This is a genomic window from Paenibacillus sp. FSL H7-0331, from assembly GCF_001956045.1.
Genome location: NZ_MRTH01000003.1, coordinates 207,062 through 223,512, shown reverse-complemented (window position 1 = coordinate 223,512; position 16,451 = coordinate 207,062). Strand labels below are relative to the sequence as shown.

Below are 16,451 nucleotides of genomic sequence, written 5' to 3'. Positions count from 1 at the left end.
TCAGCCGGCGAAGAGATAGCCCGGCCTCTTCAGATTGCCAGTATTGCCATAGACCGATACCGTGACGTCCTGCTCATAGCTGCTGTCACCTACCGGCGCGAGACCGCTTGCCGTTTATAGGCCACGCTGTGGACGGCGTTCCGAATATCGCCGTGATCACCACCGCCTCGTCTGGCATGGTGAAGGTATTGCCAATCACATTCAGTCTACTGGGATTATTCACCTTCCAGTCCTTAAAGAGCCGGCCCGGACTGGCGTGGCGGTTAAGGTAATCTCCGTATCCCTGACCGCCCACGGTACATTGGCGCCGGTAGTGCCGTGTCCCTCGGTTGCCACTGTAATACTTTGGCTGGTCAAAGCAAAGCTGTCCGCCACATTGACACTGAACACAGCCAGATTCCCCTGATTAAACAGGATAGAGAAGTCCGCCTTATCGCCGCTCTTCAACCCCAGCGCTGCCATAGTCTCGCGCTTGATGGTCAACATATTCCCGCTGACTGTATAACCATCCGTTCCCAATGTGCCATTGTATACGGCACCTGTTACTGTTGATGCGTATACCACCCCGGTCACAGACTTGGCTCCATTCCATATGATGCTGGTACTTACATCCCCGGGAACATAGAGATCATAGGTGGCCTTTTCAGGACTAACATCCGCGTCTTTCTTGGAGACAGTAATGGTGAAGTCCTTGGAGTAGTTCACGCCGATCTCGCTTCCTTCTTCAATTGTAGCGGTGACAATGACTTTTCCCGCTCTTGTGGCGGACAGCACATTCCCTTCTAGGGTAGCTCTTGTTTGCCCGGCATCCTTGATGCTCCAGGTGATACTTTTGCGCGTGGCCCAATCTGGTGAGACTGTTCCGAATAGGGTCAGCTCCTGTCCTGCCTGCGCTGCAGCCGGGACAGCAATTATGTCCGACACCGCGTGGAATGTAGTGTCATAAAGGTTGCGCAGCTCAATCTTAAACCGCTGGTTGTCTTTACCCTCGTCATCGGCCAACCGCATAACAGCGTTGTTTCCTTTGGACGCTTCATTGACCGTTATCACCTTTCCATTGCTTTTGTTGATCACTTTGTAATAATCGCCCTCCTTTTCCAGACGCCACAGTTCAGTATCGGAGGGGGTGGGCGCAGTTTCAATAGTCTGATTGAGAATAAGTTCCTGGATATCCGAATCAGGCTTGATATCGAGGAAGCGTGCTCCACGCATAACTTGGATCCGGTAATAGCCTGTTCCCATATCCAAGAATCGCACCAATTGACTATTGGTATCGCCATTGGAATATTGGGTAACGGCTGCTCCCTGATTGTATTTCTCACCTGCCACACTCAGCGCCTTGCCGCTATGCTTCGGCTGGATCTTCACCATCTTCTCGGGAGTAAGTTCCCTGGCCGTCGTGCTCATGAATCCACCGCTGAATTTATCCAGGATCAGGCTGTCTATATTGAGCTGTCCGGTGTCCCCTTCCTCACGGCGGAATTCAATGCTATTCTTCCCCGCTGCCAGATTGACCGTCTCGGTTGCGTCCATCCAGGTATCCCAATTCGCTGTCGGCGGCAAGGAAACTTGCTTGACCCGTTGGCCGTTCACATACATGCTCATGGTTCGATTCGACGACTGTACACCCGAATAGCGCAAGGTTGACGTATAGGCCGCTGTATAGGGGACATTCACTTCAAACCCAATCGAATCACCCTTTGTCTGGAATAAGCCGACATAACCGTTGCCTTCAAACCATAGACGGTCTCTTCCGATACCCACCGTGCCTGAGAGGGCTGCTGCTTCCGCCTGATATTTCCAGGGCGTGCGCTTATTCAGATGAATATGATCGATATGGACGACACCTGAATCTCCGGTTGCACTCTTATAGGTGATGCTGTTTTTCCCTTTGTTCAGGGGAACGGTTGCAATCTCTTCCTTCCACACATTGGCGCCCCCTGAGTAGGGAAGGACCATGTTCTGCACAGGCGTGCCATTCACCTCCAGCGACAATATTTTGCCGACCTGCTCTGTGGCGTACCGCAGCTTGAGATCATAAGAAGCCGCATACTCGGTATACACAGAGAATTCCACGGACGAGTTCACTTGGGACAGACCGCTCACATAACCGATTCCCGTGTTCCCATCCTGAGCCTGAACGATCGCGGAATCCGCACCACCTGTCGTTTTGGCGGATTCCGCCTCATACGTCCAGGTCGCCGCATCGGTAACGGTGATATAATCCAGATTGACATTCCCCGTATCGCCGCTATCATACTTATAGGTGATGACATTGCTTCCCTCTTTCAGGAATACATTGTCATATCTGTCGGCCCACTTGTTCCATCCCTTCAGACCGAAGAAATTCGCTTGTTTGATCCTGGTGCCATTCACATACATGGTCAAGGTTCGATCTTTCCCAGTTCCAGCGCCATAAGCCAGCTTGACCGAATAGCTGCCCGCGTGAGGAGCGTTTACCGTAAAGCTGATCGCCGCGTTCGGCTCCGAGAACCCGCTGACAAAGCCTGAACCGCTATATCCCGTATGATTTTGAGCAATTCCCGTGCCTCCGGACAACACTGCGCCCTCCGCTTCATACAAGACGCTTTTCTTGGCAATGATAGCGTCCAGCCCTAAAGCGCTTTTGCCGGAAAGACGTACGATGTTGCTACCGTCATTCAGCCGGATGTTGTGAACGGTTTTCAAGTCGAAGTTCAGCTTGTTCTCCGGTCCAGCATTAGACGGGAATACAAGCGCGGTAGGAGCCTCCTGGTTCACGCCCAGTGTCATGGTGACCGGTTCTGTCGTATTGTTGTTGTAGCGGAAGTCCAGCGAGTAAATCCCCCCTGCATTCGTGTTGACTGTAAACTCTACAAAGTCGCTGTTATTGCCATTGCTGTACCGGGCATATCGGCCGGACGAGGCATAGATGCTGTTCATGGTTGCTCTTGCAGCCCCTGATAATTGCGCGTCTTCCGCTTCATAGACTTCGCTCTTCTCCTCCCCGGAGGGGCGGCTAAGCACGGTGCCGGGGTTGGACGGGATGCCCAGATTAATGAAATCATTGTCGTCCCAATTGATCCGCTGGGCGCGAACCTCTCTGTTCTTGCCGCCTTGACTATGGGTCGGTATGCCATGGTATGTAATCCAGTCCTCTGTGCCGTCTTCGGATTTCAGGAATAACGGCGAGCCTGTCGAATAAGAACCGTTTTCATCCGAACGTTTCATGATCGGCACGGGATGTTTATTCCACGCCGCTTCATTCTCCACACTTTGGGCCAGATCGGCCCAGGACAGGCCGACAGCATAGTTGTCATGCGTGTAGCTGCTGGCGGAATAGGCAAAATAAACTTTACCGTTTCGCTCCACGACGGCTGCGCCTTCATTAACATTATCAACATACTTCTCCCAGTCGTAGGTCGGCCTGGCTAACGTAATCTCTTCGCCTTCCAATGTCCACGGGTTTTTCATTTTGACAATCGTGGGACATTCATCAAATCTCTGGTTTCCCGTTTTTGGATCTATAAAATAGAAATATTTGGTGTAGGTAAGGTATCTCTGCCCCTTGATGGTGACAAAGCCGGTAGGAAGACCATAGCTTTGCGTATTCAGCAACCCCTGTTGGGGTGTAAGTCCGTCTCCATTATCATAGGTTCCCTTCAGTACCCAGGTCCCTTCAAATGGATCGGGCGAGCTGTTCTCCAGAACATAGGAGCTGGGATGGCCATAAGCAAAGCGCCCCGCTTGATCACTAGTCTTCGGACCGGAAGCGAAATAGATGTACCATTTGCCATCGATCCTGTGCGCATCGGGCCCCCATATAAATTCCAGGTTTTCAGGTAACTTCCATACTTCTTTACTCTTCGCGGTGGAAACGCCAAGAATGGTTTCATGCCGTTTCAATACAACATTGCCATCGCCTGCAGCCGAGTAATAGTATCCATCGTCTTGACGTTCAATGGTAGGGTCGGCTCCCTTCATCAGCGGGTTAAGATAATGGGATGATACATCGGCATAGGCGATATTGGTCAGCATCATTACGAGCAGTACCGCCAGGGACACAGCAAACAAACCTATTCTCCTCATTCAACAATTTCCTCCCTTGGGAATTTTATGTGGAGCTTGTGGCAGACAGGAAATGATTGCTCACAATAAACCGCTTTCATTTTCACTAAAAGCTTCGCTCCATGGATGCTTACACTGTACTGTGATCCGTCCATTCCAGGCCTTAAGAATCTTTAGGTCTTTCTGTACGATTTTTGTTATTTACCTGAATCCGCTTTCAAACGGCCTGTCCGACTGTGGGGTGATCGGTAGGAAACTTCGTGTCCGCGCCACGTAGAAGCAGCCGACCCAGCCTTGTATATAGACCTTTACGTGTGAATTAGCACATTATTCCGGTAATGAAGCGCAGAATAATGCCGCAAAAATAAGGGTAGATTGGACCGGTTTTGCATATTCTTTCGGCAACTTCCCATAAAATTTGCACATTGTCACAGCATTTGTTTATGTGAAGCTTCACAAAAACCCGCCGCAAGCCTGTGGGCCTGCGGCGGGTTAACAGCACACGGGGATGCTTCATCCCTGCATCCTGCACCTTTAGAAGCGGAGCAAATACGTTTTGATCTTATAAGGCTGTACAGCCGCTTTTTATGACCGGAGCCCCTGTCTCCTCTCCCGCAATGTGCTCCAGCAGATCGCATTCCTGCCAGGACTTCACAGGGGAGCTGTTGGACAGTTCCACGGTCCCGCGGACACCGACAAACTCGTGAAGCCGGACGATCAACCCGCTGCCATCCTCCGCCTGCTTCACTATATCCACGGCCAAATGCCCGTTTTCCCCGGGAAAGCTGCCAAGCAGGCCACAGACGGCAGTACGAAAACCGGTCCGGCGACTCTCGACAGATCTCAGCACTTCAATTGTGAAAGGTTTCAGTTCGCTGAACCCAAACTCAATTTAGTATTCAATATGTGGTAAAATATAGCTAAAAAATTATAGAGGTGAGGGTGTGTATGGCTAAATATAATCAGCGTCAATGCGAACGAATACTATCTGACAGATTAATGGAAAAGGGATACTTGATATCTAGATCTTCAAATGGTGTACCCAAATAGCTGCTTGCTTTAAAAGTCCGTTGAAAAAGTCTCCGCTGCGCGGTCAAATATCCTTCCAATCGCTGTTGTTTCCGTATTTTTCTGATCCTATAAGACATTTAGCTGTACATATACGGAAACAAAGGCGACCGCTACGCTTCTCCAGAATTATTTGACCACTCCGCTCCTTATTCACCGGACTTTTTATATCTTTAATATTGTAAATATATCAAAAAGACCAGAGTCGAATGTCTCTGGTCTTTTTGAGCTTACAATATGAATGACAGCCAATTAGTCGTGGAAATTCAATCCTGAAGTCACTGCTTTTACATAGCCGGTGCGGATAACAAAATCTCCAAAATGCTCACCTTGTGTCCGTTCTTTCGCATACCGATGGAAAATAGGCTTGAGTGTATCCAGAATTTCCGCCTCACCGATATTTTCCCGATACAGCTTGTTCAGCCTGTCTCCGGTAAAACCAGCACCCATATACATATTATATTTGCCTGGCGCCTTACCAATAAACGAGATTTCACCCAATCCAGGTCTTGCGCACCCGTTAGGGCAGCCAGTCATCCGAATCACAATCTCTTCCTCGCGCAAACCGACTTCATCAAGGATCAGCTCCAGCTTTTCCATCAAGACTGGCAAATAACGTTCGGCCTCAGCCATGGCCAGCCCACAGGTTGGCAAGGCCACACAGGACAAGGAGCTTCTGCGCAATGCAGATTGATGAGCACCATCAGACAGTCCATACTGCTCGACAAGCTCCATAACTTTACGCTTCTTCGGCGTGGTTACGTTGGCAATGATCACGTTCTGATTCGGTGTCAACCGGAAGTCACCCGTATGAATCTTGGCGATTTCGCGCAGTGCGGTCATCAGAAGGTAGCCCTCTTGGTCTTGAATCCGTCCACTTTGAACGTAAAGCGTCAAGTTCCATCTGCCGTTGCTGCCCTTCACCCAACCATAGCGGTCGCCGTTATGATCAAAATGATAAGCACGCGCTGCTTCCAGCTGCCAGCCTAATCTGTTATGCAGCTCGGTTACAAACCACTCCAGACCATGGCGGTCGATCGTGTATTTGAAACGAGCATTTTTGCGGACCGAACGGTTTCCGTAATCGCGCTGGATCGTAACCGTCTTCTCTGCTACATCAATCACTTGCTCCGGTGTGCAGAAGCCAATAACACGACCCAGTTGCGGGTAAGTGCTTGTATCGCCATGAGTCATGCCCATTCCGCCACCAACCGTAACGTTAAACCCAAGCAGCTTGCCATTTTCTACGATGGCAATGTAACCCAGATCCTGAGAAAACACATCTACATCATTGGAAGGAGGAACGGCCATACCGATTTTGAACTTACGCGGCAAGTACACCGGACCATAAATCGGCTCTACTTCTGCCTGGCCTTCCGTGCTGTCTAGCACCTTTTCGCCATCCAGCCATATTTCGTGATAAGCCGGTGTCCGCGGGGACAAGTGATCGCTAATCTTGCGTGCCCAATCGTAAACCTCAGCATGAACCTCAGATTGGTAAGGATTCGGATTGCTCATTACATTACGGTTTACATCACCACAGGCAGCTAATGTAGTCATCAGCGTGTCGTTAATGGTGCGAATCGTCTTTTTCAAGTTCCATTTGAGAACCCCATGCATTTGAAAAGCTTGACGTGTTGTTACGCGCAGCGTTCCATTACCATATTTTTGAGCCAAACTGTCCATAGTCAGCCATTGGGTTGGTGTAGCTACGCCGCCTGGCGCCACTACGCGAAGCATGAACTGGTAAGAAGGCTCCAGCTTCTGCTTTTCACGCTCGTTACGCAAGTCTCTATCATCCTGCATGTAGCTCCCATGAAATTTTAACAGACGATTATCATCCTCGGGCAAACCGCCGGTTATCGGGTTTCCTATCGTTTCTACGAGCGCACCACGCAGGTAATTGCTTTCGCTCTTAATATGCTCAACTTCACTTGGCGGACCGCCTACAGGCTTCACCAATTGATCATTCGCCATAGTTGCTATCTCCTCTCGCACTCAATCCATCTTCTATTAATACACGTCGCGCTGGTAACGCTGCTGCTGCTGCAAATTGTCCAGATAAGCGACAGCTTCTTCAGGACTCATGTTGCCCTCCTGCTGGAGGATAGTGACCAACGCAGCATGGACGTCATGTGCCATATGCTTCTCGTCACCGCAAACATAGATATGTGCACCTTCTTGAAGCCATCCGAAAACCTCGCTACTTTTTTCCAGCAAACGATGCTGTACGTAGACCTTTTCTTCTGTATCGCGAGAAAACGCAACATCCAGACGTGTCAGCACGCCCTCTTTAAGCATACGCTGCCAATCGGTCTGATACAGAAAATCGGTAACAAAATGCCGATCGCCGTAGAACAGCCACGTTTTTCCTTGTGCACCAAGCTCCTCACGTTCCTCCAGAAAAGACCGGAATGGAGCGACTCCTGTACCTGGCCCAATCATAATAACAGGGACATCCGGATTCGTTGGAAGCTTGAAATTCGGATTGTGCTGAATATAAATGGGCAAGGTGCTGCCATTCTCTAAACGCTCTGCACAATGAACGGAGCATACGCCATACCGTTCCCGGCCATGGGCTTCATAACGAACTGCCCTGATCGTAACATGCACCTCATCCGGATTAGCCTTAAGACTGCTGGCTATCGAATAGAGACGTGCGGGCAATTTCCGCAAAATAGTTGTAAAGCTGCGAGCCGAAACTTGACCCGGTGAGAAATCCTCAACCAAATCCAGCAAATCACGGCCATCCAGATACGCCTTAAGCTCCTGCTCATGTCCTGGTGCCAACAGCTCGCTCAGCTTAGGGTTGGAGAACAACTGCGCAGCCTGCTCCAATAATGGCTTTGTCAGCACCGTAATTTCAAGATGATACAGCAGCGCTTCACGTAAAGGATGCTCTTCACCCTTCTTGTTCACCGGAACGGACTCCTCAGGATTCCAGTTCATAGCCTTAATCAGTGAATCTACTAATTCCGGGTGATTTTCAGGATAAATCCCTACGCAATCACCAGGTTCAAACTGCAAATTGGAGCCCTCAAGCGACAGCTCAAGATGACGGGTTTCCCGATCTGAGCCGCGGCCATTCAGATTCAAATTTTCCAGCACCTCGGCTTTAAAAGGGTTCGTACGGGAATATTCAGACTGCTCTTGCCCGATGGTGCTAACCGATACTTGGGCAGCATTCGATGCCGCTGCAGATGTATGTTGGCTTCCACTTAAAGAACTTAGAACATGCTCAAACCATTCTGCTACCGGTTCGTCATAATCCAGATCACAATCAACGCGCGGAGTCAATCGTTGACCGCCAAGCTCCTCCAGACGAGTATCGAAATCCTTGCCGGTTTGGCAGAAAAACTCATATGAAGTATCTCCCAAGGCAAGCACGGAAAAACGCAGGTTTTCTAATTGAGGGGCTCTTTTGCTATAAAGGAATTCGTGGAAGGACCGGGCGTTATCCGGCGGCTCACCTTCACCATGGGTACTTACCAGCACCAACAAATTCTCGACCTTCTTCAAGCCATTCGATTTGAAGTTGTTCATGGAAGACAAGGTTACCTGAAACCCTTGCTCTTCGAGCTTACGGGACAAGCTGCCAGCCAGACGCTGACAATTACCGGTTTGGGAACCAAAAAGAATCGTCACTTCACGGGAAATAACAGGTTGACTGACTGTAGGAAGTGCTTCCATCACTGCGACCGCACTTGCTTGCTGATCAGCGACGATCGGTGCCGATGCTGCCGTTCTTTGTAGGGCGGACAAATACCCGCTGATCCATACCTGCTGTGAATCTGTTAAGGTTGGCAGAAGGCGATTAAGAAGCTCGACTTGCTCCTGATTAAAAGGACTGTTCGTTACCTGAAGTTGCAACAATATCCACCTCTCATAAACATAAAATCTTTTTTTCTATCCAAATCGACATTTCATCAAATACTAACCTAACATATTACAACAAAACGATCAACGGAGACATTTCATCCTGATAAATGGTTTTATTACATTAATATCCATTTTAAACAAAAAGACATAGAAATCGGGGTGATTTGCCCTGATTTACCCCATTTCATTATTAAAAATGATAGTTTTCATTAGAAAAAATGATATAGTCTTTTCGCAATATGAACTGTAAAAACAGCTATATCATAGAAAAACCGCTCGGGCTGTCACCGGGCGGTCCAATCATAGTAGGCAAATCCCACTTGAAGAGTTCTATTTAAATTCGAGTGTTACCAGTTGGTTAAGACGTCTGGATCGTTCCGCTGCAAAGCCGATCCGGTGACCATCTACCGATTGTTCAAGTGTAGTAGACGAGATAGAGGGCTGTTCTCCGCGCAACGCACGCACGAAATCTTCCACTAATAGTAGATCACCCCCGCCATGACTGTCATCGGCTACATCTACGGCAATCTTGTGCTCCTTGTATTCCCGCCCTTTAACCGGGTCTGGCTGACGCAAATAGAAATAGCCGTCCTCAAGAACCCCTTGAATCTCCCCATGCGTACCGATGATATGCAGGATACGACAGGATCTTGAAGCGGTACCTACCATATTGTGGGATGCTGTTGCCAAATTATCAAATTCAATAATGACAGACTGGTGGTCTACAACATCGTTATCGCAATGCCATACACAGCGGCCGTAAGGATTATCCGTACGCAACGATTCCAGCTTATCCTCCTCACTCATCCTCATACCCAGATGATAGTTATTCCACACATAAAAGCCCCAGCGCTCCATATTCAAATAATGCTTACGCGCTGAGTACATACAGGATTCTTCAATGCTGCAATCGGTCAGACAGCGGCTGCCAGCTCCCACAGGTGCTTTCTCCGGTCGGAATTGCATACGACTGCCGAAGCTGCTTACTTTATGAGGCCGGGCCTCCCCCATCAGCCAGGACACCAAATCCAGATCATGGCAGCATTTGGCCATCAGCATCGAGGACCCGCATTGGGCTTCGGAGCTCCATTTGCCGCGGACAAAGGATACCGCCATATGATGATAGCTCACATGCTCCGAGGTATGCATCGTCAAGATTTCGCCGATTTCGCCGTCAGACACCAACTGCTTGACTTTCTTGTAAAAGGGCGCATAACGAAGCACATGGCATATCATCACAATCCGGTTATATTTGAGCGCGGCAGCTTCCAGCTCCAGCGTCTCCTCCTCCGTCACACCAATCGGCTTTTCCAGCAGCACATGATATCCGTGTTCAAGCAAGGGCAGGGTTGTTGAGACATGAAGCTCGTCCATCGTACCATTAATCACTGCGTCCGCCAGTTGAGCACGGTCTAACAATTCCTCTACGGAGGCAAACGTATTGTGAGCAGAAATTCCAAAACGCTCCGCAGCCAATTGTCTGCGCTCCGGGTCCGGCTCCACTACACCTTCAATCTGTAATTGGTCGGGATAACGTTCTGCGTAGGATGCATAGACGAGACTGCGTTGTCCCGCACCTACAATGATTACGCTTACAGGCTTACTTGCATTTGAACTCATTTTGACTCCTCCTCTACCATCTTCAGCATTCAAACGGATTCATGACAAGTGTGACGAGCTGATATGGCAATCTCCGTATCACCTTGATTATAACGTGAATTTGAAAAGTAGCCAGACCCTAATTTCACCTTTTCCTGCGGTTTGTTGTCATCGTGTACCCGGTTGCACATCGGCAGATACATTCGTTTACTTCTTGGACAGCAGTATAGCCCCTTAGCTTAAATCGTGTTAATATATAGGGATATCTGAAACGAAGGTGGAGTTTCTTCAATGGATAATGTCGCCAAAATCATGGGCATTCCTTTTCCCAAAATGACAATGGACCAAACCGTACACGTACTTGACGAGGTCATAGATCAACATAAATCAGAACTTTTCCATGTCGTTACAGGTAACCCGGAAATCGTAATGTCCTGCCAACACGATCAATCGCTGCGTTCCATTGTTGATGAGGCCGGTCTCGTTACGGCTGACGGTATTGGCATCGTCATGGTTTCCCGTTTGAAAGGTGGGCATCTTCCAGAAAGGGTTACCGGATGTGACCTGCTCTTCAAGCTGCTGGAGGCTGGAAATCACAAAAAATGGTCGTTCTACTTTCTGGGCGCAGACGATGCTACAAGTAAAAAAGCAGCGGAAGTGATTAGTCAAACCTATCCGAATGTATCCATACTGGGCAGGCACCATGGCTTTTTTAAACAGGAGGATGATGCAAGGATTGTTCAAGAAATTCAGTCCTTGGCACCTGACTTCTTAATCGTAGCACTTGGGGCTCCATACGCTGAACGATGGATTCATAAATATAAATCAAAGCTGAATGCCAAAATCGCTATCGGTGTCGGAGGCAGTCTTGATGTTATTGCAGGTAAGGTCAAGCGGGCACCTGAGGTATGGCAGAAATTACATGCAGAATGGTTGTATCGGTTAATTAAACAACCGTCGAGGTGGCGAAGACAGCTGATTTTGCCTCGATTCGCCATAAAGGCATTAATGTTTAGAGAGCATTAGTCTACAATGAAAACAGGGATCGCCTGAACATCGGCAATCCCTGTTTTTGTATTATTTTTTGGTCGCCACTACCATAATCTCCACTTCATCGAGGTTAATCTTTCTTTTCCCCCATCGTCCTGCTGTACCACCCCAGATGCTATCAACGTGAAATCCTGCGTTGTCAAACATCTGTTGAAGCTCTGTTGGAAAATATCTGCGTTCCTTCATCTGTATTTCTTTTTTCCCCTCCGGCAAATCCCATTCAACGACACTTTGCTCAATCATCGTTACCGGATTAAAAATACCGTGTTCGACCTCTTCTTGAGTAAATTTCCTGATTTTTGAATAGGCATTTAAAGTGGTCAGAATAAAGCGAGCCTTCGGTTTAAGCGCATGACTCACATTGCTGAGGATTGCCATATCATGCTCAAGGGGATCATCATCTTGACCCACTAAACCAAAGGCACCTTCACACAGACAAATTGCAGCGTCATAAGATTCGCTTCGGGAGAATTTTACTGCATCACGATGAATCCACTCGACGTTAACCTTTGCTGCTTTGGCTGCTGTCATTGCTTCTTCCAGCATACCGGACGATATATCGATACCTGTAACCTGATACCCACGCTGTGCAAGCTCAATGGAATGTCTTCCTGTCCCACACCCCACATCGAGAATGAAGCTACCAAAGGGAAGTTGCAATTCGTCAAGAACAAAATCAACTTCGGCAGCCGTATTTTTAGTAAAACCATTATTCATATAAAAAGGAGCATGCGTATCAAAAAAAGCTTCCCAGTTATTAGCGCTCAATTTTTTATACCTCTTTTCATACTGCCTTGTATTCGAATATGTAAAGTGTAGTATATGATTTCCGATCATACAACGGATTAATTCGTTATTAACGATATTGTACAAATCTGCTGTGCATGTTGATATGCTTATGTTTAAATCCGCTAACAAAAGGCACACTAATTATGGAAAGCTCCCATTTCAATCATTTAAGCTCCTTCGTGACGATAAGTGTGTCTTTCGATCAAAACGTGATATCTGATACATTATTTTATTCAATAATATGATAAGCTAATCGAGACTACTTCAAAGGGTGTGTACAGATGAATTCTCAAGGAATAACCAATGAAGAATTGACGTTGCTACTATCCAAAGATATTTCAGACAAGTCAGAAGAGGGTCCTCTGTTTATCCCAAGATCCAAAAAAAGACGAAGAAAACATAAATTGTTTTCCCGCCTATTATTCTTTTCGCATAAATGAAAGCAACCGTCACACTCATGCCAAAGTATTACTTTGTTATTCGTTTCACTTCAATCTCATACTTCTTGAGGTAATCCTCTAAGGTTATCTTCTTGCACAGCTCTGCTATCAAGTCATAAGGAATGCTCTCCATCTTCTTAAAACGTATGCATGACTTTCCCATATCAAGCTTTGTATGAACATGCTTAGGATATTCCTGCTGTAACCAGGCTAAAACCTCTGGAAATGTATAAATTCCCATATGATAAAGCGCCACATAGTTCTTCTGGGAAGCTATGCTTATAAAGGGTAGAGGCTCCTCAGGATTAACATGATACCCAGACGGATAAATACTATGGGGTACGACATAACCAATCATTCCATAGGATATGGTTTCTAGAAAGCCTGTTGGAAGATTCTCCTTGATCGTATTTCTCAGCTTGTCCATCGCTTGCTTTCTGTCTTCAGGTAGTTGGCTGATATAGGCTTCTGGACTATTTGCCTCGTACTTCATTTTATCGGTCAACTCCTCACAATCTCATGAGTACTAATATACCCACTATTACACTGCCCTAATTTATGTCTCCATGCAAATGATGGGCCAGACTCGATTTGATTCCTAGAATCACAACCTTTTGCTTTCGTATAGTCCTCTTGTAATGATCGATTTGTTGGACATACAGCGCATAGGCTTCCTCAGCTTCTTTTAAAGCAATTTCAGCCTCAATTAATCGGACCCTCAGCTCTTCTCTTGCCAATTCTTCTTCTTCCATTCCGTAGCTTCCCCTTAAATTCAAGATAATTTGATCCCCAATTGATTTCTTACAAATTCCAATTCCTTATCCATACCAACCGCACGAACCTTATGCACTTTCTTTTGCGTTCCATCCTTCAAGCTTATGATTTGCTTCCTCGCGTCCCATTGCGTCACTTCTTCAATATGAACGGCCTCTAACGGCTGAATTTTTATCCATCCTGTTCCTCTTTGGGATAATTCAAAATCAAATTCACGAACTTTTTTTGAGAATCGGAAATTTCTTCTTCTGAAAAGAGTAATGACACCCACAATAACAGCTAACCAAAATACAATTGGAAAATAAATGACAACCGTTTGTACAAAACTATTCAACCTTAACAGCTCCCTTTGTAGAAATAAAAGTTATCAGATCCTTTCATTTATCATACCAATATTGACCAAATTAGTATATGATCACACCACCCGTGCGGCCTCGTCCCATTCAAATGCAACAAAAAAACGACATTTCTGTCGCTTTAATAGTAGACATTTCTTCCATTTAATTGACCATACGAGCGGTTCGACGATGAACCATGAAGTAATAAATGAAAGCCGATAACAGCACTACAACGCATGCAACAAGAAACATGATGCGGTAGTTCGCAGCGCCAGCAATCAGACCAAGAATAAACGAACCCAGCCCGTAACCAAAATCAAACAATAAAAAGAACGTTGCCGTAGCAGCACCACGCCGCTCACTGGAAACCGATTGGATGGCGAGTGTCTGAAAGGAGGGAACCAAAGCTCCATGACCCAGTCCAATGATAGCACCGGAAAGCAGCAGCACAAAGCTCGAATCCGCTTGACTCAGTATCAACATACCTATCGCGAAGCAAAGGACACCCGGATAAGTCAGATAGTTCCCACCGTACCTGTCAAATATTTTACCAACAAGCGGTCTGGAAATAATGATCATCACGGCAAATACGATAAAAAACAGCCCTGCTGCATTGTCTTGATGGAGCTCTATACTATAAGCGGTAATGAATGAAGTTAAGGAGCTGTAGGAGAACGCAAGTACCATTCCAGAAAACGCGATCGGCAGCGCTTTTTTCTCGATCAGATTCCGCCATGACATTTTTTCTGCTGCCTGCGGAATGGATTCACGCTTATTATCCTTTTTGACGAGCATGGTGAATACCAGAGCCAGACACGAAATACCCGCGCTGATGGTGAACAATACAGCTTCACTGTCGAATTGATTCCATAACATGATCCCAAGTGCCGGACCAACAACCATGGCGATGCTCATAAACATGCTAAAATAACCAATGCCTTCTCCTTTGCGGGATTCCGGAATAATGTCTGTCGCCAATGCGCTCGTGGAAGTAGCCGCGACTCCGAAGCTTCCGCCATGAATGGCACGAATGACCAATAATAATAAAATACCGGATACCCCAAAGTACACAAAAGATGCAATTACGAAAATGGATAATGATATTACAGACAGCTTTTTCATGCCGAAGCGATCAACCCATCTCCCTGAGAACAGGCGCATCAGTACGCAGCCCAGAGACCATAGAGTAATGACCAATCCCATTTGCTGCTTGCTGCCATTCAGCACCTCTTTCACGAATAACGGCAGCGCGGCAGCAAGCATATAGAAATTTAGAAAAATAAAAAAACTGCTCATGCATATAACCATAAAATCTTTGGTCCATATCCGGTTGCTATTCAATCAGCTCATCTCTCTTTACTCATGATAAGCTAAATTATAACGAATCCCACTTATAATAATAAATACATTTAATTGTATATATTCATAGGTTTAGAACTATATGAAACGTGAGTCATGGATGATTGATTTTGATTTGTTCAAAATGGTCAATAACAAAATCGATAAAATTGTGCACGGTGGAGGTAAGGTAATGCTTCTTATTCAATAATAGCCCGATGGTTCTGAAACAAGAAGGCTCTTCAATCCGCAATTTGACGGTATCTGAAGAAGCTGAATTAAAGGACGTAATCGATGGATAAAAAGCGACCCCGAGTCCTCTGGCTACTAATTTCTGTGTAATGCCTGCCTCGTCCCCTTCAAACGCGGTAAAAGGTGTGAAGCCGGCTTCCCTGCAAAAATCCTCAGTGATGTCTCTGAACCCGTGACCCGCAGGCATAGCTATGAATGGCTCAGATTTCACTTCATTTAGTCTGATGCTTGTGCGCTCCGCCAAACGATGCCCTGGTGGAACCGTCAGCAATACTTCCTCTCGCAGCAGCGGAATCCATTGCAAATTCTCACTGATCAGCTCTACCGTTGAAATTCCCAAATCAATCTCGGCATTTTCCAACTGCTTGCTCATCAGCGCTGACGATGACTGATACTGTCTGAATCTGACCTGAGGATACAAATTTTTGAATCCAACTATTAAATCCGGCAGGATGCTCGGAATGGTTACTGCGATTGCGATTTTCTCATTGTTTTTCCGGCTAATCTCTTCCATTTCCCTAAGCCCTTCATTTAACTCCATAAATACATTTTCGATTCTCCGGAGATAGGCTTTGCCGCATTCATTTAATTCAATTTTTCGCCCATTGCGCGTAAACAATTGATATCCCAGACTCTTTTCCAGACGTGAAATCGTTTGGCTCAATGACGGCTGAGCAATTCTTAATTCCTCAGCTGCTCTGGATAAATGCTCATATTTGGCTACAGTTTGAAAGTACTTAAGCTGAAGTAAATCCACTCTCAACACCTGATCTTTCTGTTATTAGTAAGAATTAGACTGCGACTACAAGACAAGTCTATGGTCTCATACCCACCTACGCAAATCAATACGTACAGCAGTCAGCAGAAAAAGCCCGGA

At 46.7% G+C, this 16,451-nt stretch carries 12 protein-coding genes; 1 reads left to right on the top strand and 11 read right to left on the bottom strand.

Going from position 1 to position 16,451, the window contains the following annotated elements:
• Nucleotides 1-219: 219 nt before the first annotated feature.
• The 5 genes from BK127_RS05830 to BK127_RS05810 all read right to left on the bottom strand — a co-directional run bounded on the left by BK127_RS05830 (nt 220) and on the right by BK127_RS05810 (nt 10,614).
• On the bottom strand, nt 220-4,068 hold the full coding sequence (locus BK127_RS05830; RefSeq protein WP_083689094.1) for a CBM35 domain-containing protein: 3,849 nt from the start codon (nt 4,066-4,068) through the stop codon (nt 220-222).
• A gap of 541 nt (nt 4,069-4,609) precedes the next feature.
• Complete coding sequence (locus tag BK127_RS43575) at nt 4,610-4,897, bottom strand: glycosyl hydrolase-related protein (RefSeq protein ID WP_218638999.1); 288 nt, start codon at nt 4,895-4,897, stop codon at nt 4,610-4,612.
• A 470-nt stretch (nt 4,898-5,367) separates the two neighbouring features.
• Entirely contained in the window at nt 5,368-7,092 is a 1,725-nt protein-coding gene (gene cysI, locus BK127_RS05820; RefSeq protein WP_076229060.1) for an assimilatory sulfite reductase (NADPH) hemoprotein subunit, read from the bottom strand.
• A 36-nt stretch (nt 7,093-7,128) separates the two neighbouring features.
• Nucleotides 7,129-8,985, bottom strand: coding sequence for an assimilatory sulfite reductase (NADPH) flavoprotein subunit (locus BK127_RS05815; RefSeq protein ID WP_076229059.1), 1,857 nt, complete (start codon nt 8,983-8,985; stop codon nt 7,129-7,131).
• Nucleotides 8,986-9,324: 339 nt separating this feature from the next.
• Nucleotides 9,325-10,614 (bottom strand): Gfo/Idh/MocA family protein, encoded by a 1,290-nt coding sequence (locus BK127_RS05810; protein ID WP_076229058.1) that lies wholly within the window; start codon nt 10,612-10,614, stop codon nt 9,325-9,327.
• 270 nt (nt 10,615-10,884) lie between these two features.
• Between BK127_RS05810 and BK127_RS05805 the strand changes: the two genes are divergently transcribed.
• The gene (locus tag BK127_RS05805) at nt 10,885-11,619 is read left to right on the top strand and encodes a WecB/TagA/CpsF family glycosyltransferase (RefSeq protein ID WP_076229057.1); all 735 of its coding nucleotides are present in this window, start codon (nt 10,885-10,887) and stop codon (nt 11,617-11,619) included.
• Between the two features lie 51 nt (nt 11,620-11,670).
• Here BK127_RS05805 and BK127_RS05800 read toward each other — a convergent pair whose 3' ends face one another.
• The 6 genes from BK127_RS05800 to BK127_RS05775 form a co-directional block, all read right to left on the bottom strand.
• A complete protein-coding gene (locus BK127_RS05800; protein ID WP_144026380.1) occupies nt 11,671-12,411 on the bottom strand; it encodes a class I SAM-dependent methyltransferase in 741 nt (246 codons plus the stop codon).
• Between the two features lie 489 nt (nt 12,412-12,900).
• The gene (locus BK127_RS05795; RefSeq protein ID WP_076229056.1) at nt 12,901-13,365 is read right to left on the bottom strand and encodes a DUF1801 domain-containing protein; all 465 of its coding nucleotides are present in this window, start codon (nt 13,363-13,365) and stop codon (nt 12,901-12,903) included.
• 58 nt (nt 13,366-13,423) lie between these two features.
• Nucleotides 13,424-13,624 (bottom strand): hypothetical protein, encoded by a 201-nt coding sequence (locus BK127_RS05790; protein WP_076229055.1) that lies wholly within the window; start codon nt 13,622-13,624, stop codon nt 13,424-13,426.
• A gap of 20 nt (nt 13,625-13,644) precedes the next feature.
• Nucleotides 13,645-13,980: a hypothetical protein gene (locus BK127_RS05785; RefSeq protein ID WP_083689093.1), complete on the bottom strand. Its 336-nt coding sequence runs from the start codon at nt 13,978-13,980 to the stop codon at nt 13,645-13,647.
• A 166-nt stretch (nt 13,981-14,146) separates the two neighbouring features.
• Entirely contained in the window at nt 14,147-15,280 is a 1,134-nt protein-coding gene (locus BK127_RS05780) for an MFS transporter (RefSeq protein ID WP_179097391.1), read from the bottom strand.
• A 157-nt stretch (nt 15,281-15,437) separates the two neighbouring features.
• Complete coding sequence (locus BK127_RS05775) at nt 15,438-16,331, bottom strand: LysR family transcriptional regulator (protein ID WP_076229053.1); 894 nt, start codon at nt 16,329-16,331, stop codon at nt 15,438-15,440.
• Nucleotides 16,332-16,451 lie beyond the last annotated feature (120 nt).